Source organism: Corynebacterium mycetoides, from assembly GCF_900103625.1.
In the GTDB taxonomy this organism is placed as follows: Bacteria; Actinomycetota; Actinomycetes; order Mycobacteriales; family Mycobacteriaceae; genus Corynebacterium; species Corynebacterium mycetoides.
Genome location: NZ_LT629700.1, coordinates 708,041 through 730,010, shown reverse-complemented (window position 1 = coordinate 730,010; position 21,970 = coordinate 708,041). Strand labels below are relative to the sequence as shown.

Below are 21,970 nucleotides of genomic sequence, written 5' to 3'. Positions count from 1 at the left end.
GTCACTCACGGCTCCCACCGTAACCCACGGGTGCGACACCGCGCGGGCGGCGGGCGCTACTGGTCGTCGTCCGCCTCGGAATCAGTGTCGTCGTCGCGCCGCTCCGGGTGATCTTCGCTGGCATCGGTGAAGTAGTGGTCCGCGAGCCGGCTGTCGACGTCCTCGCCGAACGGAAGCGCGCGCTCCCCGAAGCGGTCATTGTCGCGGTCGTCGATGGCGGAGAGGAAGTTCTCGAACGCCTCGCTGATCTCCTCGCCGGTGGGCATCTGCGCCTCCCCGGGCATCATGGCGTTCGGGTGGCTGTCGCGGTACTCCTCCATCTCGGAGTCGTAGTGCTGCTCGAGCGCTGCGACGACCTGGGAGATCTCCTGGGAGGACTCGGTCTGCTCCGCCAGCTGGCGCGAAACCCGCTTCATGTCGCGCTCCAAGGTGCGCAGCGGGAAGCTCAGGCCGGAAGCATCGGACACCGACTGCAGCAGCTGGTACGTCGCGGCGGGGTAGGGCGAGGCCGAGACGTAGTGCGGCACGTGCGCCGTGTAGCCGGCCACCTTGCGACCGCGCTGGTGCAGCTCGCGCTCGATCATGATCGCTGCCGAACCCGGCATGGTGACCATACCGTCGAACGTGAACATCGTGCCCACGAGGTCGCGGTCGTTGCCGTGCGCGGAGACGACGAGCGGGCGGGTGTGCGGCGCGCCCATGGGTGCGGCGTAGAGGCAAATGGTCTTGTCCACGTCGAAGCGCTCGACCAGCTCCGCCACGGCGTCGCTGAACGCCTCCCAGCGCAGGTCTGGCTCGGGGCCGGACAGAAGCAGGAAGGAGCGCCCCTCGGTGTCGCGCAGCACCCGCATATCCAGCTGCAAGTCCTCCAGGTTGGTGATCTCGCTGTGCGCGAGCGTGACCACGGGGCGGCGCGAGCGGTAGTCAATCAGCTCGTCGTTGCTGAACGTGGCCACCGTGCGCGACTCCAACGCGGCCTTGAGGTGCTCCGCGGCACCCTCGACGGCGTGGCCGGCGTCGGCGTACCCCTGCATCGCGATAATCAGGGTCGGCCCCGCCGGCCCTTCTCCCACTGGCGGGGCAGGGTATTCCAGTTCATACATGTGACGATCCTGGTCAGACATCTGCTCTCCTTTGCATCCCCGGCGCAACGCGCCGTGCGGCGGGGTGATTGATACGTTGCTGTCTACAACGGACCTCGGCGCGAAAACATTCCCGTATCGAGCACTCCATCATGCCCCATCGCCGCGCCGAACGCCACGCCGCCGCCGCGCCCTGTGGATAACTGCGCGTTTTCCCGGGTTATCCACAGAGATCGGCGCGCCACGCGCGTCGCCGGGAACCGGGGGCCGCGGGCGCGTGTCCAACATGTTCATGACTCACACACCCGAATCACTCCATGGACCTTCCGACATCATCGCAGCACTACCCGGCATCTTCGGCTTCTACCCGCAGGAATCCACCGTCGTCGTCGGCCTGTACCCGCCCGAGCACGCCGGCGGTGCCGTCCGCCTCGGCCCGGTCATGCGCGCCGACCTCTGCCATACACACCACATCCTCCCCGCGCTCACCGACACCCCGGGCGGCGACTGCGTCGCGTTCTACGCCATCGTCATCTCCCGCATCCCCAACTCCCAGCTCGTCGCGGACACCAAGGAGGCCCTCTTCAACTTCGCGGACGGGGAGGGCATCCCGCTTATCGACGCCTGCTGGCACGTCTCCGAAGTCGCCGAAGGCACCCCGTACACCATCGTGTTCGGGCCCAGCCCGGCGCAGCTCGCGGCGGGCGGCATGGGCCCGGAGTGGATGCAGGGGACCGTCTCCAGCGTGGCGTCGTCGCCGTCCATGGTCTCGCTGCTGCGCAACGGCGGCCTGCCCGAGCTGGACCGCGCCGACACCTTCCGCTTCTTCGAGCCGTGGGGTGATGCTGTGCGCGGCCACCCGGACTACGACCCGGACGAGGTTGGGGCCCGGGCGGCCGAGCTCGCGCAGGCGTGCGAGCTGGCCTGCGACGCTGACCGCCGCACGGCCGCGGGAATCATCGAGGAGGGGTGTGCGCTGCTGCACGACGTCGCCGAGCGGCCGCTCATCCAGCCCCTCGAGTGCACGAACCGGACGCGCGTGTTCGGGCTGGAGGGGGACGCGACCGAGATCGCCGCGCTGCTCTCCGTCAAGCGCGCCCGCGACGCCATGATCATCGATGCCCTGGCGTCCCCGCTGCGCGCCGCCACGGCGTTTTTGTGGGTAGCCAAGGCCTTCCGCGGCGACGTCCGCGCCAACGCCTTGACCCTGTGGGCGACCGTGGCCACCGCCCGGAACCTCAACTCGTGGGCGGTCGTTGCCTTGACCTGCGCGCAGGAGGAGGTGCCCGGCCACCACCTGTCCCTCATGCTGCTGACCATGCTCAACCACGGTATGCAGGAGAAACTGGTGGAATCGGCGGTGTCGGGCTGCGCGCTGTCGTGGGCCGATCTCGACCCCGCGTGGTCGTCCTGAGCGGATCTCGGGCCTACCGGGCCTACCGGGCCTACCGGGCCTACCGGGCGCCGTGCGAGCGCTCGCCCAGCTGCGAGGTGAACTCCCAGGAATCCGCCACGATCCGGTCCAGCCCGGTGCGCGTCGGGTTCCATCCCAGCTCGCGCTGAATCTTCGCGGAGGAAGCGATGAGCACGGCCGGGTCGCCGGCGCGCCGGGGAGCGACTTCTGCCGGGATGGGGTGGCCGGTGACCTCGCGACAGGCGTCGATCACCTCGCGCACCGAATACCCGTCACCGGAGCCGAGGTTGTAGATCCGGTGGGTGCCGGGCTCGTTGGACGCAAGTGCGAGCGCGTGGGCGTCCGCCAAGTCGCGCACGTGGATATAGTCGCGCACACAGGTTCCGTCTCCGGTGGGCCAGTCGTCCCCAAAAATCATGATCTTCTCCCTGAACCCCATGGCAACCTGAAGCACCAGCGGGATGAGGTGGGTCTCGGTCGCGTGGTTCTCGCCGATCGAGCCGTAGGCACCGGCGACGTTGAAGTAGCGCAGGCTGGTCGCGCCGATGCCGTAGGCGTGGCAGTAGGAGGTGATGGCGTAGTCGATGGCGAGCTTCGTCGCGCCGTAGGGGTTGGTCGGGCGGGTGGGCATGTCCTCGGTGATCGGGACCTCCTCCGGCTCGCCGTAGGTGGCGGCGGTGGAGGAGAACACGAGGTTGCCCACGCCGTGCGTGCGCATGGCGTCTAACAGCGTGAGCGTGGTGCCCACGTTGTCGCGCCAGTACTCGTGGGGTTTGTCCACCGACTCCCCGACCAGGGAGCGCGCCGCGAAGTGCAGCACCCCGTCGACGTTGCCGCCGGCGAGAGTGTCGTCGATGACGTCGCTAATCGATCCGCGCACGAGTCGCGCGCCGGCGGGAACGGCACCGGGGTTGCCGGTGGAGAAGTCGTCGATGATGGTGACGTCGTGGCCGGCCTCGAGCAGCACGGCCGCGCAGACGCTTCCCACGTATCCGGCGCCGCCGGTGACCACGAGCCTCAATCGTTGACCTTCTTTCATCGTGTGGATCCGGGCACGGCAGGCTATCGCGGGGAGACGCGGAACGCGTGGGCTACGTCGTCGCGCAAGACAACGTCCGTGCCGGCCGTGGAGGTCAGCACGATCGAGCCGTCTTCGCGCCGCAGGGTCACGGCGTCGCCGATCCGGATTCCCGCGGCGGCGAGCTGTTCAAACTGCGGCAGGTCGAGCTGCAGGATCTCGCTAATCTGGACCACCGTGGCGGTGACGGGGGAGCTCAGGTCGAGGTCACTGGCGCGGGTGCCGTGCTCCAGAGACGCGTCCTCCGCCACTCCCAGCTTGGACAGGGCGGGGATCGGGTTGCCGAAGGGGGAGCGGTACGGGTTGTCCAGCACGGCGACCACGCGCTTTTCCACCTCCTCGCTCATCACGTGCTCCCAGCGGCACGCTTCTTCGTGGACCCGGGACAGATCGAGCTTGAGCACGTCCGTGAGGAGGCGCTCGGCGAGGCGGTGCTTGCGCATCACCGCGGTGGCGCGTTCCCGGCCGAGCGGGGTCAGGGACAGCGAGCGGTCGCTCTCCACAACGATGAGGCCGTCGCGCTCCATGCGCGCCACGGTCTGGGAGACGGTCGGGCCGGATTGGTCGAGGCGCTCGACGATGCGGGCACGCATTGGCACAATGCCTTCTTCCTCGAGCTCGTATACCGTCCGCAGGTACATCTCGGTGGTATCAACTAGGTCACGCACGCTGGCCCATCCCTCATTTATTCTCATGCAGGCCACGGCGGGCGCTGCCGAATCTCGCGCCGCCTCGGCCCCGGCGAAGCTGCGTCACATCCTAACAAACGCGCCGGGCGGGACCGGGTTTCAGAGTGCCTTACAGGGCGTAGTCGCGCAGGCGGTCTGCGCGCTCGCCGACGCGCAGCTTGGCCATCACCTCGCGCTCGATCTGGCGGACGCGCTCCCGGGACAGGCCGAACTGCCGGCCGATCTGGTCGAGTGTGCGGGGCACGCCGTCGTCGAGGCCGTAGCGCAGGCGGATCACGTCCTGCTCGCGCTGCTCGAGACCGCCGATGATGTCCTGGATGTCGTCGTGGCGCAGGCTGGAAACCACAGCGTCTTCTGCGTCGGTCGCCTCAGCGTCCTCAATGAAGTCGCCCAACGGCGCTTCCTCGTCCGCGCCGACCGGCATGTCCAGGCTCACCGGGTCCCGGGACTGGCGCAGCAGCATCTCGATCTTGGATTCCTCGATGCCCGACTCCTCCGAGAGCTCCTCGTTCGTGGGTTCGCGGCCCAGCGACTGGTACATCTCGCGGCGGATGCGGGAGAGCTTGTTCACCTGCTCCACCAGGTGGACGGGCAGGCGGATGGTGCGGGACTGGTCAGCCATCCCGCGGGTGATGGCCTGGCGGATCCACCACGTGGCGTAGGTAGAGAACTTGAAGCCCTTGGCGTAGTCGAACTTCTCCATCGCGCGGATCAGGCCCAGGTTACCTTCCTGGATCAGGTCCAGCAGGGGCATCCCGCGGCCGGTGTAGCGCTTCGCCAGCGAAACCACGAGGCGCAGGTTCGCCTCGAGCAGGTGGGAGCGGGCGCGGCGGCCCTGCTTCGCCAGGATCTTCAGGTCGCGCTTCTTGGCGCGCGTGAGCTGGGTGTCCGGGTCATCTAAGAGGTGCTGGGCGTACAGGCCCACCTCGATGCGCTGCGCGAGCTCGACCTCTTCGGCGGCGTCTAAGAGGGCCGTCTTGCCGATTCCGTTGAGGTACACGCGGACCAAGTCCGCCGACGGATTGTCATTTGTCTGGTTCCGGCGACTGCCTCGATCAACTGTTTCTTCCTGATCTGCGGCGGGAGCAAGATCCGGCTGAGTCATTTGTGTGAGCCTCCTAGAACGGTTCGGGTCTAATGCCTTAACGCTCGGCCTACCGAAATTGTTCCCGTGGTGGTTGAGAATCAATTAGCGCAGGTGAATGGGACTTTACCCGGACGGTGCCGTTATGTCTCGACAAGCAGGGTGAAGGGTCCTTCGTTGACGCTAGCGACCTGCATCATCGCGCCGAACCGTCCCTCTTCCACGTGGATCCCGCGCTCGCGCAGCGCGGCGGCGAGCTTGGCCATGACCGGCTGCGCGTCGTGCCCGTTCGCCGCGTCCGACCACGCCGGGCGGCGCCCCTTGGCGGTGCGGCCCATGAGCGTGAACTGGCTGATGAGGAGCACGGGGGCGCCGGCGTCGACCACGCTGCGCTCGCCGTCGAGGATCCGCAGCTCCGCGATCTTACGCGCCATCGTCTGCCAGGCCTCGTCGCCGTCGGTGTCCTCGCGGGCCACTCCGACGAGCGCGAGCACGCCCCCGGTCTCCGGGCAGTCGATGGCTCCCACGAGCTCACCGTCCACCGTGACGGATGCGCTGGACACCCGCGTTAGCACCGCCTTCATCGCGCGGGCGGTGTGTCAGGCAGTACGGACAGATTCGTCAGGTCCGCGATGTCGGCGGGGATGATCAGCCCATGGCGGACCAGATCGACGACGGCGGAGGCGCTGGCGCGGGCGAGCTCGTCGGCCGCGGCGTCGTCAAGCCCGCGCGACGCCGACCACAACCCGACGACATCGGCCAGGCTCAACCCGCGCGGATTGAGGCCGGCGAGGACCGAGCGCACGGTTTCGTCGATCTCGTGGGAGAAGCGCGGGCCGTCCGTGCGGGTGGCGCGCAGCACGCGGGGGGAAAACCCCATGCCGGTGCCCGTGTCGGCGACGCTGACCTCCTCTAGCGCGAGGCCGGGGCGGACCAGGAAGCGCGCGGCGAGCACGTCGTCGAGGCCCCGGCCGCGCAGCCACTCCATCCGCAGGAAGTACTCCTCAACCTCCGGGCCCAGCGGGTCGGTGAACGGGTGGGTGAGGGACTCCGCGGTCACCTCCGACGGGTTGTCGCCAATGTCGCGGAGAAACACCCACCCAAAACCGACCGCGCGCACGCCCTCGCTCGCGAAATGATCCAGCCACAGCTGCGTGCGGCGGATCCCGGAGCGCGAGCGGGGATCGACCGACTCATCGCGCAGCCACGTGGACACGTACATCCCCGGATCGACCTCGTCGCGCTGCACCACCCACGCCGACACGCCGGTCGGCGGCAGCCACGACGCCACGCGGCTCTCCCACGACCCGTGCGTTAAGTGTACCCAGGACGCCAGGATGTGGGCCGTGCCCCCGTCCGCCAAGTGCTCCGGTGCCTGGCCGACCACGAGCTTGCTGGCCTCGTCCAGCCACAGCCCCGAATCGCGGTAGACGTGGCTCACCTCCGGCAGGCCCACCACAAACGGAGGATTGGCCACGATCCGGTCGAAGCGCTCACCGGCCACCGGGTCGAACCAGGACCCCTCGCGCAGCTCCACGTTGCCGATGCCGTTGGCCACCAGCGTCGCGCGCGCCAGCTCGAGCGCGCGGGGGTGCACGTCGGTGGCCACAACGCGGGTGGCGCAGCCCGACTGCGCTACCGCCTGCACGCCCGAGCCCGTGCCCACATCCAGCACCGTGTCGACGGGCGAGCACGGAGTGGCCGACAGCAGCGACAGCGACGCCGAACCGACACCCAGGACGTGCTCGGGCCCCGGCACATGCTCGGTTACCGACGCGTCGAGGTCGGAGACGATGAGCCGGTTCTCACCGGCGATGACGTGCGGGCGCAGGTCGAATGCGACCTGAACCTCGCCGGAGGGCAGGTGCGCGACCACGTGGGCGTCGATAAGCTGCAGCGCGAGGGTGGGGGAGGTGAGCTCCGCGAGCTCGTCTGCGGCCGACGGCTCGCGCAGCAGGAAGAAACGGATCAGGCGTGAGAGCCGCGATCCGTCGCGGCAGGCGTGCGCCACGACCCCGGGCTCGCCGCGGTAGAGCGCCTCGGTAACGTCGGGGCCCAGGTGGGCGGCGATGCCGTCGGCAGTAAAGGAAGCGTCGGCGAACACGGCGGCGAGGCCGGTTACGGCCTCGGTAAAGTTGGGTCCGGGATTCTCACTCATCATCATGGTCGATGATAGCGACCTCGCCGTCGTCCTCCCGGCTATGCGACGCGAGCTCGCGGCGGCGCTGCGCCTCCAGCTCCATCTCGCGGGCCGCCGCGCGCGCCGCGGCCGGCTTGTACACGTTCTTCGTCCGCGGATCGCGCTTCTCACCCTGGCCGTTGCCCACCATCACGGCAACCCACGGCAGGGGGATGGACACGACGAAGAGCACCCCGGCCAGCCACCAGTTATCCCAGTACCAGGCGGACACCATAGACAACAGGATGAACGGGATGCGCAGCATCTGGAGCACCATGTAGGAACGCTCGCGGGCGCGCAGGTTCTGCTCGGGGGTGCGGCGGGCGTCGGTAATCAGCTCGCTGCGGCGGCCGGGCAGGCGGGGCAGGCGCCGCTGCGGAGGGGTCTCCGGGGCGATGTCGACTGTGAACGGGTCGCCGGAGGGATCGCCCGCGTTCGTCGAGTTCATAGCCGCCCAGCGTAGCCCGCGGTGGCCTGCGCGCTTAATTTTTCACCCGAAGTGGGGCATGATTGGTGGGGTGAACACGACGACGAAAACTCTCGAGCGCCCAGATCTGAGGGAAGATACCTCGTCAACCACCGACGACGGAACCCCCAAGTTCTTCCACTACGTGAAGAAGGACCAGATCGTGGATTCCGCCATCTCCGGGAAGATGGTCGTCGCGCTGTGCGGTGAGACCTTCCCCGTGAAAAAGCAGGCCAAGCCGGGTTCCCCCGTGTGCCCGGACTGCGAGCGCATTTACAAGGGGCTGCGCAGGAAGTGACCAGCGGTGCATCTGGGCCCCGGCTGCGCGCATGGCAGCAGGAGGCCTTTGATTCATTTATGGCCGACAAGCCGCGCGATTTCCTGGCGGTGGCCACCCCGGGAGCGGGCAAGACGACGTTCGCCTTGACGCTGGCCGCCGCCCTGCACGGCGCGCGCGACGTCGAGCGCATCATCGTCGTCGTGCCCACCGAGCACCTCAAGCACCAGTGGTCGGGTGCCGCCAAGCGCTTCGGGCTCTCCCTCGACCCGGAGTTCACCAACTCCTCGGCCGTCAACCCGGCCTACGACGGCATCGTGGTCACCTACGCCCAGGTGGGCATGCACCCGTTCAAGCACCACGCGGTGGCCTCGGCGCGGCGCACGCTGGTGGTCCTAGACGAGATCCACCACGCCGGCGACGCCAAGAGCTGGGGCGACGGCGTGCGCGAGGCCTACAACGACGTCGAGCACCGCCTCGCCCTGACCGGCACCCCGTTCCGCTCCGACGACTCCGCCATCCCCTTCGTCACCTACACCGAGGACGGCGAGGGCCACCTGGTCAGCCAGGCGGATTACACCTACGGCTACTCGCACGCGCTTGCCGACGGCGTGGTGCGCCCCGTCGTCTTCCTCGCCTACTCCGGGGAGGCGCAGTGGAAGGACTCCGCTGGCGAGGAGTACAGCGCGCGCCTGGGCGAGCCGCTCTCGCCTGAGCAGACGGCGCGCGCCTGGAAGACGGCACTGGACCCGAAGGGGGAGTGGATCGCGGCCGTGCTGCGCGCCGCGCACACCCGCCTGCTCAAGATCCGCGCCAACATGCCGGATGCCGGAGGCCTTGTCATCGCCACCGACACCACCACCGCCCGCGCCTACGCAAAACTGCTCTCTACCTTCTCCTCAACGCCCGTGACCGTCGTACTGTCGGACGAGCCGGGGGCGTCCGCGCGCATCGACGAGTTCTCCGCCTCCACTGACGAGTGGATGGTGGCCGTTCGCATGGTGTCCGAGGGCGTGGACGTGCCGCGCCTCGCCGTCGGCGTCTACGCCACGTCGGCGTCCACGCCGCTGTTCTTCGCCCAGGCCATCGGCCGGTTCGTGCGCTCGCGTATGCCCGGGGAGTCGGCCTCGGTGTTCCTGCCGTCCGTGCCCGTGCTGTTGCGGCTGGCCGAGGAGATGGAAGTCTCCCGCGACCACGTGCTGGGCAAGCCGCACCGTGAGTCCGGCTGGTCAGACGAGCTCGTGGCGCAGGCCAACCGCACGGAGAGCGAGCCCGACGAGGCGCCCGGCTACGAATCCATCGGCGCGTCCGCCGAACTGGACTCGCTCATTTTCGACGGCTCCACCTACGGCACCCCCACCCTCGCCGGCTCCGCCGAGGAGCAGGACTTCCTCGGTCTGCCCGGCCTCCTCAGCGCTGACCAGGTGCGCACCCTCCTGCAAAAGCGCCAGAGCGATCAGCTCGACGCCCGCGAAGCCGAGGAGAAGGCGCGCCGGGAGGAGGAGCGCAAGGCCGCCGAGCGCGCGGCCCTGCTCGGGGAGGCGCAGGAAAGCGGACCTACGGTCGCGGCCGATGAGATCCCGGAGCTGCGTCGCGAACTCAACGCGCGCGTGTCCGTCGTCGCTGGGCGCACGGGCCGCCCGCACGGCTCCATCCACAACGAGGTGCGCAAGGCGTGCGGCGGCCCTCCGACCGCGCTGTGCAACGCCCAGCAGCTGCGAGACCGCATCGCCTACCTGCGGGACTGGTAGCGTGGTGTGGCATGACAACCCCCAGCAACAATCCCAACTTTGGTGACTACAACCACCCTGAGGGCTACACCGCCTACACGCCGCAGGAGGCCGGGGCCTTTGGCAACGGCTACGGCACATCCAACCCCGATAGCGCGCTGAGCAACGACTACGCGGGCTACGGCGCGCCGGTGCAGCAGAGCAACGGCATGGCGCTGGCCGCGCTCATCGTGGGCATCGTCTCACTGCTCGCCTTGTTATTTGCACCCCTCGCCGCTCTCTCGGGCATCGCCGCGATCATTCTCGGCGTGCTCGGCTTGCGCAAGGCGAGGTTCATGAACCCGGAGAACGCGCGCAAGGGGATGTCGATCGCCGGCATCGTCCTCGGCGCCGTGTCGCTGCTGCTCTCCATCGCCCTCATGGCGTTCCTCGGGGCCGCGATCAGCCAGGTGCTCAACAGCGGCGTCATCGAGGAATGTGAGCACCTGCAAAACGACCGCACCGCCTTCGAGGCGTGCGTCACCGACTTCGTGGAAAACGACCCGAACTCGCCGCTGACCGGCTCCTCCAACTAGAGGCGAGTTCGACCGGAGCGCCGGGTGCGCTTGCCGCGGGGCCTTCGGGGTGCATTCCGGTCGAACAGGTGCTGCGGCGAGTTCGACCGGAACGCCGGAAACACTTGCCGCGGGGGCTTCGGGGTGGGTTCCGGTCGAACAGGGGCCGCGCCACCACTTTGAGCAGGGCGTGGAACTTCTCTCCGGGCAGTCACGGTCAGGCTGTTGCTGTGGCGAGTTTGATCGGAACGCTAAAAACGCCTGCCGCGGGGCCTGTGGGGTGTATTCCGGTCGAACAGGGGCTGCGGCGAGTTCGACCGGAACGCCGGAAACGCGTGCCACGGGGCCTGTGGGGAGTATTCCGGTCGAACACTGGCCGCGCTACCACTCCAAGAAGCACGTGGAACTTCTCGCCACGCATTCCCGTCGAACAGGGGCTGCGGCGAGTTCGACCGGAAAGCTAAAAACGCACGCCGCGGGGCCTGCCGGGTGCATTCCCGTCGAACACAGACCCACCACAGAAGCGAAAAGGCGGCCACCCGGTACAGGGTGGCCACCTTGGTTGTTCCCGAACTAGTCCAGGTAGTCGCGCAGGACCTGGGAGCGGGAGGGGTGGCGCAGTTTCGACATCGTCTTCGACTCGATCTGGCGGATGCGCTCACGTGTCACGCCGTAGACTTGTCCGATTTCGTCGAGCGTGCGGGGCATGCCGTCGGTGAGGCCGAAGCGGAGCTTGACCACGCCGGCCTCACGTTCGGACAGCGTGTGCAACACGTCTTGGAGCTGGTCCTGCAGCAGGGTGAAGGACACGGCGTCGACGGCGACGACGGCTTCGGAGTCCTCGATGAAATCGCCCAGCTGGCTGTCGCCCTCGTCGCCAATCGTCTGGTCGAGCGAGATCGGCTCGCGCGCGTACTGCTGGATCTCGAGGACCTTCTCCTCGGTAATGTCCATTTCCTTCGCCAGCTCCTGCGGCGTCGGCTCGCGGCCGAGGTCCTGGAGCAGCTCGCGCTGGATGCGGCCGAGCTTGTTGATGACCTCGACCATGTGCACCGGGATGCGGATGGTGCGGGCCTGGTCAGCCATGGCACGCGTGATGGCCTGGCGGATCCACCACGTGGCGTAGGTGGAGAACTTGTACCCCTTGGAGTAGTCGAACTTCTCCACGGCGCGAATGAGGCCGAGGTTGCCTTCCTGGATAAGGTCGAGGAAGGCCATGCCGCGCCCGGTGTAGCGCTTTGCCAGCGACACCACGAGGCGCAGGTTGGCTTCGAACAGGTGGTTCTTGGCCTTGCGGCCATCGCGGGCCACGGCGCGGAGGTCGCGCTTGACGGCCGGGGTGAGCTTGGCGTCCTTGTCGCCCGCGGCGGCCGCGCGCTCCATCTCGTCCAGGCGATGCTGGGCGTAGAGGCCCGCTTCGATGCGCTTGGCCAGCGAGACCTCCATTTCGGCGTCGAGGAGCGCAACTTTGCCGATCTGCTTCAGGTATGCGCGCACCGAGTCGGCTGACGCGGTGAGCTGCGCGTCCTTGCGCGCCTGGCGCAGCGCGGCCGATTCCTCGATGTCCCAGACGGAGGAGGCTTCCTCCTCCGAATCTTCGTCGTCCTCGTCCTCGGCGCCTTCAACACCGTCCACGTCGTCGACCTCGTCAACTTCGTCGTCCTCGTCATCCTCGCCGATCAACGGGTCGAAGTCGTCGACGTCGGTGTCCACGTCATCAGTGTCTACGGTGTCTAGAGTGTCTAGGGTGTCTACAGCGTCGGGGTCGACGGCGCCGGTGAGCTCCTCGTCGAGGTCATCAAGGCCAGCGGTGGGCTGAGCGGCTGTCGCCCTTTTCGCGGAGGTCTTCTTCACGGCTTTCTTAGCCGTCTTTTTGGCAGTCTTCTTTACTGCCTTCTTCGCGGTTTTCTTCGCGGTTTTCTTCACTGCTTTCTTGGCGGTCTTCTTCGCCGTCCGCTTGGTCGCCGTGCGGGCAGGCGTGGTCGACGAATCGGCTGCTGCCTCGCTTGAAGGGTTCCCGGTGACGCTATTCACGTTGTTCACGCTCTCGTTTCCGGAAGTCTCGCTGGCTGCCACGTACGCCCTTTCGCTCAAACTCATAGTGGGTTCCGCTTTCTTAGACAACCCACAGTACGCAAACTGGGCTGCAATTTCAGGAACGGCAAGTCTAACAACCGCCGGTTTGCGGCCCGTTGCTCGGCCCACGCTACCCCCATGGAGCGCACGGGTGCGATGACACGCGCGTGGGAGAGGGTCTGTTTAGGGGGTGAGGTGCACCGCGGCAGCCATCGCGGCCCCGACGATGCCGGCTCTGTTGCGCAGCGTAGCGGGGATGACCGGGGTGTCCACAGTCAGAAGCGGCACCCACGCGTCGGCATCCTCGGAGATTCCGCCGCCGACGATGAACGCGGCAGGGTTGAACAGCCGCTCGAACTCCCGCAGGACGGTGTCCACCCGCCCGGCCCACTGCGGGAATGAAAGGCCGAGGCGGTCCTTGACCGCGGACGACGCCTGGTGCTCCGCCTCCGCATTGCCGACGGTCATGTGCCCGAGCTCCGTGTTCGGGAACAAGACGCCGTCGACGAAAAACGCGGAGCCGATGCCGGTGCCAAAGGTAAGGAAGATGACGGCCCCGTCGCGGACCGCGGCCCCGCCGAAGGCGACTTCCGCGAGGCCGGCGGCGTCGGCGTCGTTAAGCACGGAGATGCTCGCGGTGCCCAGATGCCGGGCGAGCAGCTCGTGCGCGTTCGTGCCCACCCAGGCGGGGTCAACGTTGGCGGCTGACAGGGCAACCTGGTCTTTGATCACGCTGGGCAGGGCGACGCCGACGGGCCCGTCCCAGGAAGCACGGCGCGCGAGGTCCGCGATGGCGGCCGCCACCGCGTCGGGTGTCGCGGGCTGCGGCGTCGGGATGACGATGAGATCGCACGCGAACTCGCCCGTGTCCAGGTCCACCACGGCGCCTTTGATGCCGGAGCCGCCGACGTCGATTCCGAGTGCGCGCGGGCTGCGGTTGGTCATGCGGGCAAGCATACAAAAGTCTCGCGCGCCGCGGCTGACCGATGCAAGATGGCGTCATGGAAATTGATGTCACGCAACTGCGGGAGCTGTGCGCCGAGCTGGCCACCCGCGCAGGGCAGCTTGTGGTGCGGCAGCGCGAGGCCCTCGTCGACCGGGGCGAACTCGCTGCCGCGGAGACGAAGAGCTCGCAGGTCGATCCGGTCACCGTCGCGGACAAGGCCAGCGAGGAGTTCATCGTCCGCGAGCTCGCTTTGCGACGCCCCGGTGACGGCATCCTCGGCGAAGAGGGCGCGCGCACGGAGTCGGCGACGGGCGTGGAGTGGGTGATCGACCCGATCGACGGCACGGTGAACTTCCTCTACGGTCTGCCGCAGTTCGCGGTCTCGGTGGGCGTCGCGGTGCGCGGCGAGCTGGTGGCGGGGGCGGTGTGCAACCCCGTGTCTGGGGAGCTGTTCACCGCGGCGGCCGGCCACGGTGCGTCGCTTGACCGCGGCGGGCAGACGACTCCGCTTCGCGCATCCGAAGCCACAGATCTGAGGAGCGCACTGGTGGCCACGGGATTCGCCTATGTATCCTCCCGGCGGGCGCGACAGGCGGAAATCGTGACCGGGGTTCTGCCCGAGGTCCGCGACATCCGGCGAATGGGGTCCGCCGCGCTGGATCTGTGCGCCGTGGCGGCCGGTCGTGTCGACGCCTACTACGAGCACGGCATCCACCCGTGGGACTACGCCGCCGGGGCGATCATCGCGCGCGAGGCCGGCGCCGTGGTGCGCCACCCGGGCCTGTCCGCGAGCGGTGACGACGGGGGGCTCACCATCGCTGCGGCGCCCGGGGTGTGGGCGGATTTCGAGGCGCTTGTCACTCGCGCCGGCGGGGTGCCACCGCTGCGCTAGCACGGTGCTATTACTGCGTGAATAGTGGGGAATTGCCGATCTGACCTGCGAAGATGACAGGGCCACTTTGGTGCTTTAGTATTCCGCACAAAGTGAACACGCTGCACCTTATAAGGAGAGCCGAAAATGGCTACTGACTACGACGCACCGCGCCGCCGCATGGACGACGAAATTGAAGCCGATTCGCTCGAGGGCCTGAAGGCCGCGGAGGTCGCCGGCAGCAGCATGGATGACGAGGGCGAGATTGTCGACGCCTTCGAGCTGCCCGCCCAGGATCTCTCGGGCGAGGAACTCAACGTGACCGTCGTCCCCCGCCAGGAAGACGAGTTCACCTGCAGCTCGTGCTTCCTGGTGCAGAAGAAGAACCGCCTGGCCTATGTCGACGGGGACACCTACATCTGCCTCGACTGCGAGTAGGTGCTAGGCGTGCTGCTCGGGCACGAAAGCGTCGAGAAGCTGGCTCGGATTGCGTGAGGCGATGAGCCAGTAGGGGGTGGGGTCCTCGGGGTCGTCGAGGACTAGCAGCACATGCTCGTCGACCCAGTTGCGGGAGACGAGGAACGCCGCGGGGTCGAGCTGCCTGCCCAGCGCGTTACGGCGCGCGGACTTCGGGACGACGATGGAACGGCTGACCACGGAATTGGGGAGACGGGCGCCGTCGACACGCAGCCAGCGCGTCCCGCGCCGGTCGCTGTCGACCTGGATGGTCGTGCGGGAGAGCCACAGCAGGAACCACACGACAATTGCGCCGATGACCAGCAGCGGGATGAAGAACCAGTAGAGGTTGCGGTTCAGGGCGAACTGGGCGGACAGCAAAACGGTCAACGCCGCGCCCGCCAGCCACATGTACCACGGCGCCCATTGCCGCTCGCGGTAGAGGACGGTGGGTGCGGAGGAATCGCTGGAGACAGTCACGCGTGCAACTTTAGTGAAGGCGCCCACGACCGTGTGCACCCGCTGCCGTAGTGTGGGGGCGGTGAGCGACTTCAACCGGACAGTAACGGGCGTTAGCGACACCGTGCGCGTCAAACGCCTCGACCCCGCGGTACCGTTGCCCGTGCGTGCGCACCCCACCGACGCCGGCGCGGATCTGACGTCCACCGAGGATGTGGTGCTGGGTCCCGGCGAGCGGGCGTTGGTGGGCACCGGGATAGCCATCGCCCTTCCACGCGGCACGGTGGGCCTTATCCACCCCAGATCCGGACTGGCCGCGAAGCACGGCCTGAGCATTGTGAATGCCCCCGGAACGGTGGACGCTGATTACCGGGGTGAGATCAAAGTGTGCCTTATGAACACGGACCCGCGCACCCCGATCGAGATCACGCGCGGAATGCGCATCGCCCAGCTGGTGGTGCAGAAGGTGGAATTGGTGGGATTCGCCGAGGTTGACGAGCTCGACGACACGGACCGCGGCGACGGCGGACACGGCTCCACCGGCACGCACTAGGGGCGCACGTTACGCGCGGCGGCGCTACTGTTGGCTCTGACAGCGAAGAAAGGTGAACTCTATGGCCCTGTGGCCTTTTGGTAAGAAGAACTCCACCCCCGGCGGCAACACGCCGCCCGCGGAGCCCGCGCAGGACGCGCACGAGGACGCCGCCCTGCGCGCTGACGCGGACGCGACCCCCGCCGTGGAAGAGGCCGACGCGGCGGTCGCCGCCGGCACGCCCGAGGTGGGCGAGACGGCTGATCCGGTGAGCATCCCCCACGACGCGGTGGGCGGGAGCACGGGGCCGTTCGACGGCGACAACGTCAGCATCGACGACTTTGACTTCACCGACTTCTCCAACGCCACGCTCAACCTCGGGTCGATGAAGCTGCCCCTGCCCAAAGACTCCCAGGTGCAGGTGGAAATGGGCGACGCGGGCCCGAAGATGGTGCATATTGTCACCTTCCACGGTCGCGCCACCCCCGTGGCGTTCGCGGCGCCGCGCACCGGGGGTATGTGGAAGGACTCCTCCGAGGAGATCGCCGCCGGGATGCGCTCCGAGGGAATGCCGGTGACGTTCGAAACCGGGCCGTGGGGCCGCGAGATTGTCGGCACCGGGCAGAACGGCATCATCCGCATCATCGGGGTGGAAGGGCCGCGGTGGCTCTACCGCGTCACCCTAGCCTCGCCGCACGGTAAGGAAGAGGAGATGGCCGCGCTCGGGCGCGAGCTGGTGGCCCGCAGCTTCATCTACCGCGGCACCGATCCCATCCTCGCGGGCAACTCTCTGCCGGTCGTGCTGCCGCAGCAGCTCGCGCAGCAGGTGCAGCAGGCGGTGCAGGCCCGCGCGATGCAGCAGGGCACGGGCCAGGGCCAGCAGGCGCCCGCCGCAGGCACGCCGACAGCCCTGAGCGAGGCGATGCAGAAAATCATGGAGCTCAACGCCACACCGCGGCCGGGTGAGGACAATAAGTAGCGCGGATCCCGCGCCCGGAGACCTCATCGAGTGCCGGATCACGGCGATGGCGCACGGGGGAGAGGGCATTGGCCAGCTTGACGACGGCCGCGTGGTCTTCGTCTCCGGCGCCATCCCCGGCGACACGGTCCGAGCCGCACTGACCAAGGTGAAGAAGCGCTGGGCGAGGGCGGACCTCGCCCAGGTCGTCGACGCCTCGCCGGACAGGGTCGCGCCCGCCTGCCCCGCCGCGGCGGCGGGGGCTGGGTGCTGCGACTACTCCCATATCGCGCAGCCCGCCCAGTTGGGCTACAAGCGCGAGATCCTCGCCGGGCAGCTGGGCGCCCTGGGGCGTGTCGCCGACGTGGAGGCTGATCTGGAGGTGGACGCGATCCGCCTCGATCCTCCGACGGGGTGGCGCACCCGGGTGCGCCTCGGCGTCGACGCCGACGGCCGCGCGGGGCTGCGCAAGGCGGGGTCCGCGGAGCTGGTGACGCACGTCGCGTGCACGCAGACCGTCCCCGGGCTTCTCGACGGCCTCGTCGGCCCCGGCGCGCGGCGCTTCACGCCCGGCTCCGAGGTCATCGCGGTGATCGACAGCGACGGGCAGCGCCACGTCGTTGAAACCACGCGGGCGCAGCGCGGCCGGCGCGCGGAGAAGGTGGATAAGGTCCTCGAGGGCAGCGGCGCGGTGGCGCAACGCATCGGCGAGCACGAGTTCGTGTTCCCCGCAACGGCGTTCTGGCAGGCGCACGTCGCAGCACCCGCCGCCTACTCCGACATCATCGCGTCGTGGGGCGCAGGAAGCTACGCAACGCGGACCGGTTGGGACCTCTACGGCGGGGTCGGGGTATTCGTGCCCGCGATCGACGCGGCGCTCGGCGGCGCCGAGAAGATCGTCTCGGTGGACTACTCGCCGTCGGCGACGCGCTCCCGGCAGGGCACCTTGGACGGATTTAATCTGGAGGTGCGTGACGCGAACGTCGAAAAGCCAGGCGAGCTGCCCGAGCCCGGCCTGGTGGTGCTCGACCCGCCACGTTCGGGCGCGGGCGAGGACGTCGTGGACATGATCGCGGACGCCGGCCCGGAGCGGGTGATCCACGTCGGCTGCGACCCCGCCACCTTCGCCCGCGACCTCAGGTACTGGCGCGAGCGAGGGTTCGAGATTGAGCGCGTGGCGCTAATCGACGCCTTCCCCAACACCCACCACTTCGAGACCATCGCGCTGCTTCGCCCGCGCACCCGCGGGTGACCGCGAATATTGCCCGGTATAGGCGAAGTGTAGACTCCGTGGGAATGGAGGCGCTGGCGTGACGGTCACGCGAAATCACGAGCACAAGGAGCGGAAGTTTAACGTGAACCTTCTGGACGCGATTACTTCGCCGGATGATGTCAAGCCCCTGACGCTCGACGAGCTCGAGGAGCTGGCTGCGGAGATCCGTCAGCTCCTCATTGAGAAGGTCTCGGCCACCGGCGGCCACCTCGGGCCCAACTTGGGGGTTATCGAGCTCACTCTCGCCCTCCACCACGTCTTTGACTCGCCCCGCGAGCCCGTCATCTTCGACACCTCCCACCAGTCCTACGTGCACAAGATCCTTACCGGGCGGGCCGCGAGGTTTGACACCTTGCGCAAGAAGGGCGGCTTGTCGGGCTACACGTCGCGCTCCGAATCCGAGCACGACTGGACGGAGTCCTCCCACGCGTCGGCGGCCCTGTCGTATGCGGACGGCCTGTCCAAAGCCAAGGAGCTCGCCGGCGACGGCGAAGACCGCGTCGTGGCGGTCGTCGGCGACGGCGCCCTGACCGGCGGCATGTGTTGGGAGGCGCTCAACAACATCGCCGCGGGCGAGCGCAACGTGGTTATCGTGGTCAACGACAACGGCCGCTCGTACTCGCCGACCATCGGCGGATTCGCCCGCAACCTCACGCGCCTGCGCGACCAGCTCGCCCAGATCCGCATGCAGCGCTCCTACGACGAGGTGATGGAGACCGGCAAGAAGGCGCTGAAATCCATGGGGTGGGTCGGGGAGCGCACCTTCGAGGCGCTTAGCGCCATCAAGGAGGGCGTGAAGTACCAGGTCGTGCCCTCGGAGATGTTCCCCGAGCTGGGCATGAAATACATCGGCCCGGTCGAGGGGCACGACATCAAGGCGCTGCTGCAGGCGTTTTCCTACGCCCGCACCCACGATGGTCCCATCATCGTCCACGTGGCCACTGAAAAGGGGCACGGTTTCGCCCCGGCCGTGAACCACGTCGCCGACCAGATGCACTCCACGGGCGTGATTGACCCCGTCACAGGCGAGGCCTTGACCGAGGCCGCGCCGGGGTGGACGTCCGTGTTCTCCGAGGAGCTGATCAAGGCGGCGCACGCCCGCCCCGACATTGTCGGCATCACCGCCGCGATGGCCGGACCCACGGGGCTCGCCCCCTTCGCCGAGCAGTTCCCCGACCGCTTCTTCGACGTGGGAATCGCCGAGCAGCACGCCGTGACCTCCGCCGCCGGCATGGCGCTGGGCGGGCTGCACCCGGTGGTGGCGATCTACTCCACCTTCCTCAACCGCGCCTTCGACCAGCTGCTCATGGACGTCGGGCTGATTAACCAGCCGGTCACGCTCGTATTGGACCGCGCAGGCGTGACGGGGTCCGACGGGGCCAGCCACAACGGGGTGTGGGACTTGGCCATCGCCTCCGTCGTCCCCGGCATCCGCATCGCGGCGCCCCGCGACCCAGCCCGGCTGCGCGAGGAGTTCAACGAGGCCATCAACCACACCGCGGGTCCCACCGTCGTGCGCTTCCCCAAGGGTGACATTGGCGCCGACATCGAGGCGGTCGAGAGGCTGGAATCGGGCGCGGACGTCTTGTTCCGCCCGGCCGGCGAGGCGGACGTGGACGAGCTGGAGATCCTGCTCGTCGTTGTCGGCAGCTTCGCGGAAAACGCGGTGGTGATGGCGGAGAACGTGGCGGGTGACGGGCTGCGTGTCACCGTCGTCGACCCCCGCTGGGTCATCCCCGTCAACCCCGAGCTCGTCGGCATGGCGGCGGAAAGCGACATGGTCGTGGTCTACGAGGACGGGATCATCCGCGGGGGAGTGGGCTCCGCGCTGGCGGAGGCGCTGGCGTCCGCCGAGGTGGACACCCCGCTGCGCCAGCTGGCGTTCCCCGACATTTTCCCTGAGCACGCCTCGCGCACCGAGATTCTGCGTGAGTACGGCCTCGATCCGGCTTCCGGCGAGGAGCAGATACGCGAGTGGGCGCGCGGCCTGGGCGACTAACCGGTTTCTGACGCACGCTCAGCTTCAAGTTCTGCGAGACCCTTAGCGACGACCGGGGCCGCGGCCCCGACCTGCCAGGGGCGCGCGCCAAGCCGCGCGAGCCGGCGGGCAACGCGGTCCGTGTCCCCGTCGGCGCCGTCCCAGACTGCCCGGCGCAGCACCGCCGGCTGGAGGAGAACCTCCGGGGCAATCTCGAGCTTGGCCGCGGCCCCGGCCACCCCGTCGCGCGCCGCGACGAGGCGCGCCCACGACTCCGGGTGGTGGCGCTGCCAGGCGGATTTAGACGGCGGCTCCGTCTCAGCAGGGCCGAGGTCGGCCGCGGGCGAAAGGTCCTCGGGGGCGTCGTAGACGCGGGAGAGCACCGCGAACCACTCGTCGACGGCGCCGCGCCGCCGCGCGGGAAAGCCCGGGACGTGAGTTAGTGCGCCGGGGGTGCGGGGACGGGCCCGCGCGATCTGGATGATCACCTTTGAGGCCAGCAGTGCGTGGGGGGAGGTGTCGGTGGCGCGGGCGCGGGCGTCGCGGTGCTCCCACAACGCGCGCACGATCCGCGTGCCCAGGCCAGGGGGCACCGTGGTAATGCCCTTGATGTCGCGCCACGTCTTGCGCGGGGGCGGGGGCAGCGACATGAGGTGGTCGAACTCCTGCGCGGCCGCCTCAAGCTTTCCGTCCCGGTCCAGGTACTCGGCCAGGCCCTCTGCGAGGTCGTTCAAGTACTCCACGTCGTCGGCGGCGTACTCCTGCCACGCCCGCGGCAGCGGGGTGCGGGACCAGTCCTCGCGGCCGTGGCCCTTCTCCAGCTCGACGCCGGTAAACTCGGCCACCATTGCGGCCAGGTTGGGGCGTGCAAACCCCGCGAGGCGCGCCGCGAGCTCGGTGTCGAACAGCGTGCCCGGTGTCAGGCCCAGAAGGCGCAGACTGGGCAGGTCCTCGCCGGCGGCGTGCAGGATCCAGTCGGCCCCGCTCAGCACCGGGGCGAAGGCCGCGCGCACTGCGTCCCGGTGCCCCTCCGGTGCGATGAGGAACGTGCCTGCGTCTCTGCGCGCCACCTGGACTAGGAACGCGCGGTCGTCGTAGCGGTACGTGGAGGCGCGCTCCGTGTCCAGCGCGAAGGGGCCGCGCCCGGCGGCGAGGGCGTCGGCGGCATCACGGAACGCCACGGGGTCGCTGACAAGCGAAAAGCGCACTACCGCGGGCCGAGCTGGGCCACGCCCTCCGGCGGCAGGCCGGCGACGTGGGCGAGGACGGTGGCGAATGCCTCCACGTGGTGGGATAGATCGAGCCCGTCTGCGGTCCACGACGCACGCATCTCTAGCTGGTACGCGCGCGGCGGGCCGCCGATCTCGCCGAAGCGCACGGACGAGGTGGAGGTCACGGTGCCGCCGAGGTTGGTGTAGCCGGCACCGTTGTCGGCCAGCGACTCGGTGAGCCACTGCCACGCGACGTCGGGAAGCAGCGGGTCGGCGGCGACGGCGTCATCCATGTCCGCCTGGATGTAGGCGACAAGGCGCATGGATCCCTCCCAGGCCTCCTCGGCGTCGGGGGAATGCAGCAGGATGAGTCGTCCGAAGGCGTCGCCCTCGGAATCCACGGGCACCGCGTGCGCGGACTCGGGCTCGCCGCGGGAGACTTCCAAACCCACAGCGTGGCTAAACTGCGCCGGTCGCTGCGGGGGGCGGATCGTGCCCAGGGTGATTTCTTTGCGCAGCGTGGCGGCGTGCATCGACTCGACCGCGGCCGTGAATTCCGCAGGCGAGGCGGATTTCTCGCCGCTTTCGCCGGCTCCGGCCTGCGGTGAGGTGCTCTGAGAGGAGGTCTCGGGATTCATCACGGCTTCACGCTAACGG

The 21,970-nt window shown here is 68.5% G+C and carries 22 protein-coding genes; 10 read left to right on the top strand and 12 right to left on the bottom strand.

All coding sequences use genetic code 11. From position 1 onward, the window contains the following. Nucleotides 1–56: 56 nt before the first annotated feature. Entirely contained in the window at nucleotides 57–1,124 is a 1,068-nt protein-coding gene (locus BLS40_RS03645; protein WP_092148850.1) for a PAC2 family protein, read from the bottom strand. A gap of 250 nt (nucleotides 1,125–1,374) precedes the next feature. Between BLS40_RS03645 and BLS40_RS03640 the strand changes: the two genes are divergently transcribed. After that, nucleotides 1,375–2,496: a DUF4192 domain-containing protein gene (locus BLS40_RS03640; RefSeq protein WP_157672436.1), complete on the top strand. Its 1,122-nt coding sequence runs from the start codon at nucleotides 1,375–1,377 to the stop codon at nucleotides 2,494–2,496. 40 nt (nucleotides 2,497–2,536) lie between these two features. On the opposite strand, the gene galE is transcribed toward BLS40_RS03640, so the two are convergent. The 6 genes from galE to BLS40_RS03610 all read right to left on the bottom strand — a co-directional run bounded on the left by galE (nucleotide 2,537) and on the right by BLS40_RS03610 (nucleotide 7,974). Next, on the bottom strand, nucleotides 2,537–3,517 hold the full coding sequence (gene galE / locus BLS40_RS03635; protein ID WP_092148844.1) for a UDP-glucose 4-epimerase GalE: 981 nt from the start codon (nucleotides 3,515–3,517) through the stop codon (nucleotides 2,537–2,539). A 41-nt stretch (nucleotides 3,518–3,558) separates the two neighbouring features. Continuing rightward, complete coding sequence (locus BLS40_RS03630; RefSeq protein ID WP_092148841.1) at nucleotides 3,559–4,242, bottom strand: metal-dependent transcriptional regulator; 684 nt, start codon at nucleotides 4,240–4,242, stop codon at nucleotides 3,559–3,561. A 130-nt stretch (nucleotides 4,243–4,372) separates the two neighbouring features. After that, the gene (locus BLS40_RS03625) at nucleotides 4,373–5,368 is read right to left on the bottom strand and encodes a sigma-70 family RNA polymerase sigma factor (RefSeq protein ID WP_092148838.1); all 996 of its coding nucleotides are present in this window, start codon (nucleotides 5,366–5,368) and stop codon (nucleotides 4,373–4,375) included. A gap of 122 nt (nucleotides 5,369–5,490) precedes the next feature. Next, entirely contained in the window at nucleotides 5,491–5,931 is a 441-nt protein-coding gene (gene dtd / locus BLS40_RS03620; RefSeq protein WP_092148835.1) for a D-aminoacyl-tRNA deacylase, read from the bottom strand. After that, nucleotides 5,928–7,505 carry a DUF7782 domain-containing protein gene (locus BLS40_RS03615; RefSeq protein WP_231908509.1) on the bottom strand — a complete coding sequence of 526 codons (1,578 nt, stop codon included), beginning with the start codon at nucleotides 7,503–7,505 and terminating at the stop codon, nucleotides 5,928–5,930. Before BLS40_RS03615 ends, dtd begins: the two co-directional genes overlap by 4 nt. Then, on the bottom strand, nucleotides 7,498–7,974 hold the full coding sequence (locus BLS40_RS03610; protein ID WP_092148829.1) for a DUF3099 domain-containing protein: 477 nt from the start codon (nucleotides 7,972–7,974) through the stop codon (nucleotides 7,498–7,500). The genes BLS40_RS03615 and BLS40_RS03610 overlap by 8 nt, the downstream gene beginning before the upstream one ends. Nucleotides 7,975–8,032: 58 nt before the next feature. Here BLS40_RS03610 and BLS40_RS03605 point away from each other — a divergent pair, with 58 nt between their 5' ends. The 3 genes from BLS40_RS03605 to BLS40_RS03595 are packed head-to-tail and all read left to right on the top strand — an operon-like array spanning nucleotide 8,033 to nucleotide 10,574. Next, nucleotides 8,033–8,290: a DUF3039 domain-containing protein gene (locus BLS40_RS03605; protein WP_092148826.1), complete on the top strand. Its 258-nt coding sequence runs from the start codon at nucleotides 8,033–8,035 to the stop codon at nucleotides 8,288–8,290. A 59-nt stretch (nucleotides 8,291–8,349) separates the two neighbouring features. Continuing rightward, complete coding sequence (locus BLS40_RS03600) at nucleotides 8,350–10,020, top strand: DEAD/DEAH box helicase (RefSeq protein WP_231908508.1); 1,671 nt, start codon at nucleotides 8,350–8,352, stop codon at nucleotides 10,018–10,020. Between the two features lie 11 nt (nucleotides 10,021–10,031). After that, nucleotides 10,032–10,574 (top strand): DUF4190 domain-containing protein, encoded by a 543-nt coding sequence (locus tag BLS40_RS03595; RefSeq protein ID WP_092148820.1) that lies wholly within the window; start codon nucleotides 10,032–10,034, stop codon nucleotides 10,572–10,574. Nucleotides 10,575–11,126: 552 nt separating this feature from the next. Here the strand turns inward: BLS40_RS03595 and BLS40_RS03590 are convergent. Continuing rightward, nucleotides 11,127–12,653 carry an RNA polymerase sigma factor gene (locus BLS40_RS03590; RefSeq protein ID WP_092148817.1) on the bottom strand — a complete coding sequence of 509 codons (1,527 nt, stop codon included), beginning with the start codon at nucleotides 12,651–12,653 and terminating at the stop codon, nucleotides 11,127–11,129. 159 nt (nucleotides 12,654–12,812) lie between these two features. Then, entirely contained in the window at nucleotides 12,813–13,574 is a 762-nt protein-coding gene (gene ppgK, locus BLS40_RS03585; protein ID WP_092152130.1) for a polyphosphate--glucose phosphotransferase, read from the bottom strand. A gap of 56 nt (nucleotides 13,575–13,630) precedes the next feature. On the opposite strand from ppgK, the gene BLS40_RS03580 reads away from it, so the two are divergent. Then, nucleotides 13,631–14,467 carry an inositol monophosphatase family protein gene (locus tag BLS40_RS03580; protein WP_092148814.1) on the top strand — a complete coding sequence of 279 codons (837 nt, stop codon included), beginning with the start codon at nucleotides 13,631–13,633 and terminating at the stop codon, nucleotides 14,465–14,467. 126 nt (nucleotides 14,468–14,593) lie between these two features. Further along, on the top strand, nucleotides 14,594–14,884 hold the full coding sequence (locus tag BLS40_RS03575) for a DUF4193 domain-containing protein (protein ID WP_092148811.1): 291 nt from the start codon (nucleotides 14,594–14,596) through the stop codon (nucleotides 14,882–14,884). 3 nt (nucleotides 14,885–14,887) lie between these two features. Here the strand turns inward: BLS40_RS03575 and BLS40_RS03570 are convergent, their stop codons facing one another. Further along, entirely contained in the window at nucleotides 14,888–15,382 is a 495-nt protein-coding gene (locus BLS40_RS03570) for a DUF3093 domain-containing protein (RefSeq protein WP_092152128.1), read from the bottom strand. Nucleotides 15,383–15,443: 61 nt separating this feature from the next. Between BLS40_RS03570 and dut the strand changes: the two genes are divergently transcribed. The 4 genes from dut to dxs all read left to right on the top strand — a co-directional run bounded on the left by dut (nucleotide 15,444) and on the right by dxs (nucleotide 20,123). Further along, on the top strand, nucleotides 15,444–15,914 hold the full coding sequence (dut, locus tag BLS40_RS03565) for a dUTP diphosphatase (RefSeq protein WP_092152126.1): 471 nt from the start codon (nucleotides 15,444–15,446) through the stop codon (nucleotides 15,912–15,914). Between the two features lie 61 nt (nucleotides 15,915–15,975). Then, nucleotides 15,976–16,872 carry a DUF3710 domain-containing protein gene (locus BLS40_RS03560; RefSeq protein WP_092148808.1) on the top strand — a complete coding sequence of 299 codons (897 nt, stop codon included), beginning with the start codon at nucleotides 15,976–15,978 and terminating at the stop codon, nucleotides 16,870–16,872. Beyond that, nucleotides 16,865–18,103, top strand: coding sequence for a class I SAM-dependent RNA methyltransferase (locus tag BLS40_RS03555; protein ID WP_092152124.1), 1,239 nt, complete (start codon nucleotides 16,865–16,867; stop codon nucleotides 18,101–18,103). Before BLS40_RS03560 ends, BLS40_RS03555 begins: the two co-directional genes overlap by 8 nt. Nucleotides 18,104–18,206: 103 nt before the next feature. After that, nucleotides 18,207–20,123, top strand: coding sequence for a 1-deoxy-D-xylulose-5-phosphate synthase (gene dxs, locus BLS40_RS03550; protein ID WP_092152122.1), 1,917 nt, complete (start codon nucleotides 18,207–18,209; stop codon nucleotides 20,121–20,123). On the opposite strand, the gene BLS40_RS03545 is transcribed toward dxs, so the two are convergent. Both BLS40_RS03545 and BLS40_RS03540 read right to left on the bottom strand, forming a co-directional pair. Further along, nucleotides 20,120–21,310 carry an HRDC domain-containing protein gene (locus tag BLS40_RS03545; RefSeq protein ID WP_092148805.1) on the bottom strand — a complete coding sequence of 397 codons (1,191 nt, stop codon included), beginning with the start codon at nucleotides 21,308–21,310 and terminating at the stop codon, nucleotides 20,120–20,122. The genes dxs and BLS40_RS03545 overlap by 4 nt on opposite strands. Further along, nucleotides 21,310–21,951: a DUF3000 domain-containing protein gene (locus BLS40_RS03540; protein WP_092148802.1), complete on the bottom strand. Its 642-nt coding sequence runs from the start codon at nucleotides 21,949–21,951 to the stop codon at nucleotides 21,310–21,312. The genes BLS40_RS03545 and BLS40_RS03540 overlap by 1 nt, the downstream gene beginning before the upstream one ends. Between the last annotated feature and the right edge of the window lie 19 nt (nucleotides 21,952–21,970).

What these genes read in the sequence shown, in the direction of transcription:
- BLS40_RS03645 (WP_092148850.1), bottom strand. Translation starts at nt 1,124, where the DNA reads ATGTCTGACCAGGATCGTCACATGTATGAACTGGAATACCCTGCCCCG.
- BLS40_RS03640 (WP_157672436.1), top strand. Translation starts at nt 1,375, where the DNA reads ATGACTCACACACCCGAATCACTCCATGGACCTTCCGACATCATCGCA.
- BLS40_RS03625 (WP_092148838.1), bottom strand. Translation starts at nt 5,368, where the DNA reads ATGACTCAGCCGGATCTTGCTCCCGCCGCAGATCAGGAAGAAACAGTT.
- dtd (WP_092148835.1), bottom strand. Translation starts at nt 5,931, where the DNA reads ATGAAGGCGGTGCTAACGCGGGTGTCCAGCGCATCCGTCACGGTGGAC.
- BLS40_RS03615 (WP_231908509.1), bottom strand. Translation starts at nt 7,505, where the DNA reads ATGAGTGAGAATCCCGGACCCAACTTTACCGAGGCCGTAACCGGCCTC.
- BLS40_RS03610 (WP_092148829.1), bottom strand. Translation starts at nt 7,974, where the DNA reads ATGAACTCGACGAACGCGGGCGATCCCTCCGGCGACCCGTTCACAGTC.
- BLS40_RS03605 (WP_092148826.1), top strand. Translation starts at nt 8,033, where the DNA reads ATGATTGGTGGGGTGAACACGACGACGAAAACTCTCGAGCGCCCAGAT.
- BLS40_RS03600 (WP_231908508.1), top strand. Translation starts at nt 8,350, where the DNA reads ATGGCCGACAAGCCGCGCGATTTCCTGGCGGTGGCCACCCCGGGAGCG.
- BLS40_RS03595 (WP_092148820.1), top strand. Translation starts at nt 10,032, where the DNA reads ATGACAACCCCCAGCAACAATCCCAACTTTGGTGACTACAACCACCCT.
- BLS40_RS03590 (WP_092148817.1), bottom strand. Translation starts at nt 12,653, where the DNA reads ATGAGTTTGAGCGAAAGGGCGTACGTGGCAGCCAGCGAGACTTCCGGA.
- ppgK (WP_092152130.1), bottom strand. Translation starts at nt 13,574, where the DNA reads ATGACCAACCGCAGCCCGCGCGCACTCGGAATCGACGTCGGCGGCTCC.
- BLS40_RS03580 (WP_092148814.1), top strand. Translation starts at nt 13,631, where the DNA reads ATGGAAATTGATGTCACGCAACTGCGGGAGCTGTGCGCCGAGCTGGCC.
- BLS40_RS03575 (WP_092148811.1), top strand. Translation starts at nt 14,594, where the DNA reads ATGGCTACTGACTACGACGCACCGCGCCGCCGCATGGACGACGAAATT.
- BLS40_RS03560 (WP_092148808.1), top strand. Translation starts at nt 15,976, where the DNA reads ATGGCCCTGTGGCCTTTTGGTAAGAAGAACTCCACCCCCGGCGGCAAC.
- BLS40_RS03540 (WP_092148802.1), bottom strand. Translation starts at nt 21,951, where the DNA reads ATGAATCCCGAGACCTCCTCTCAGAGCACCTCACCGCAGGCCGGAGCC.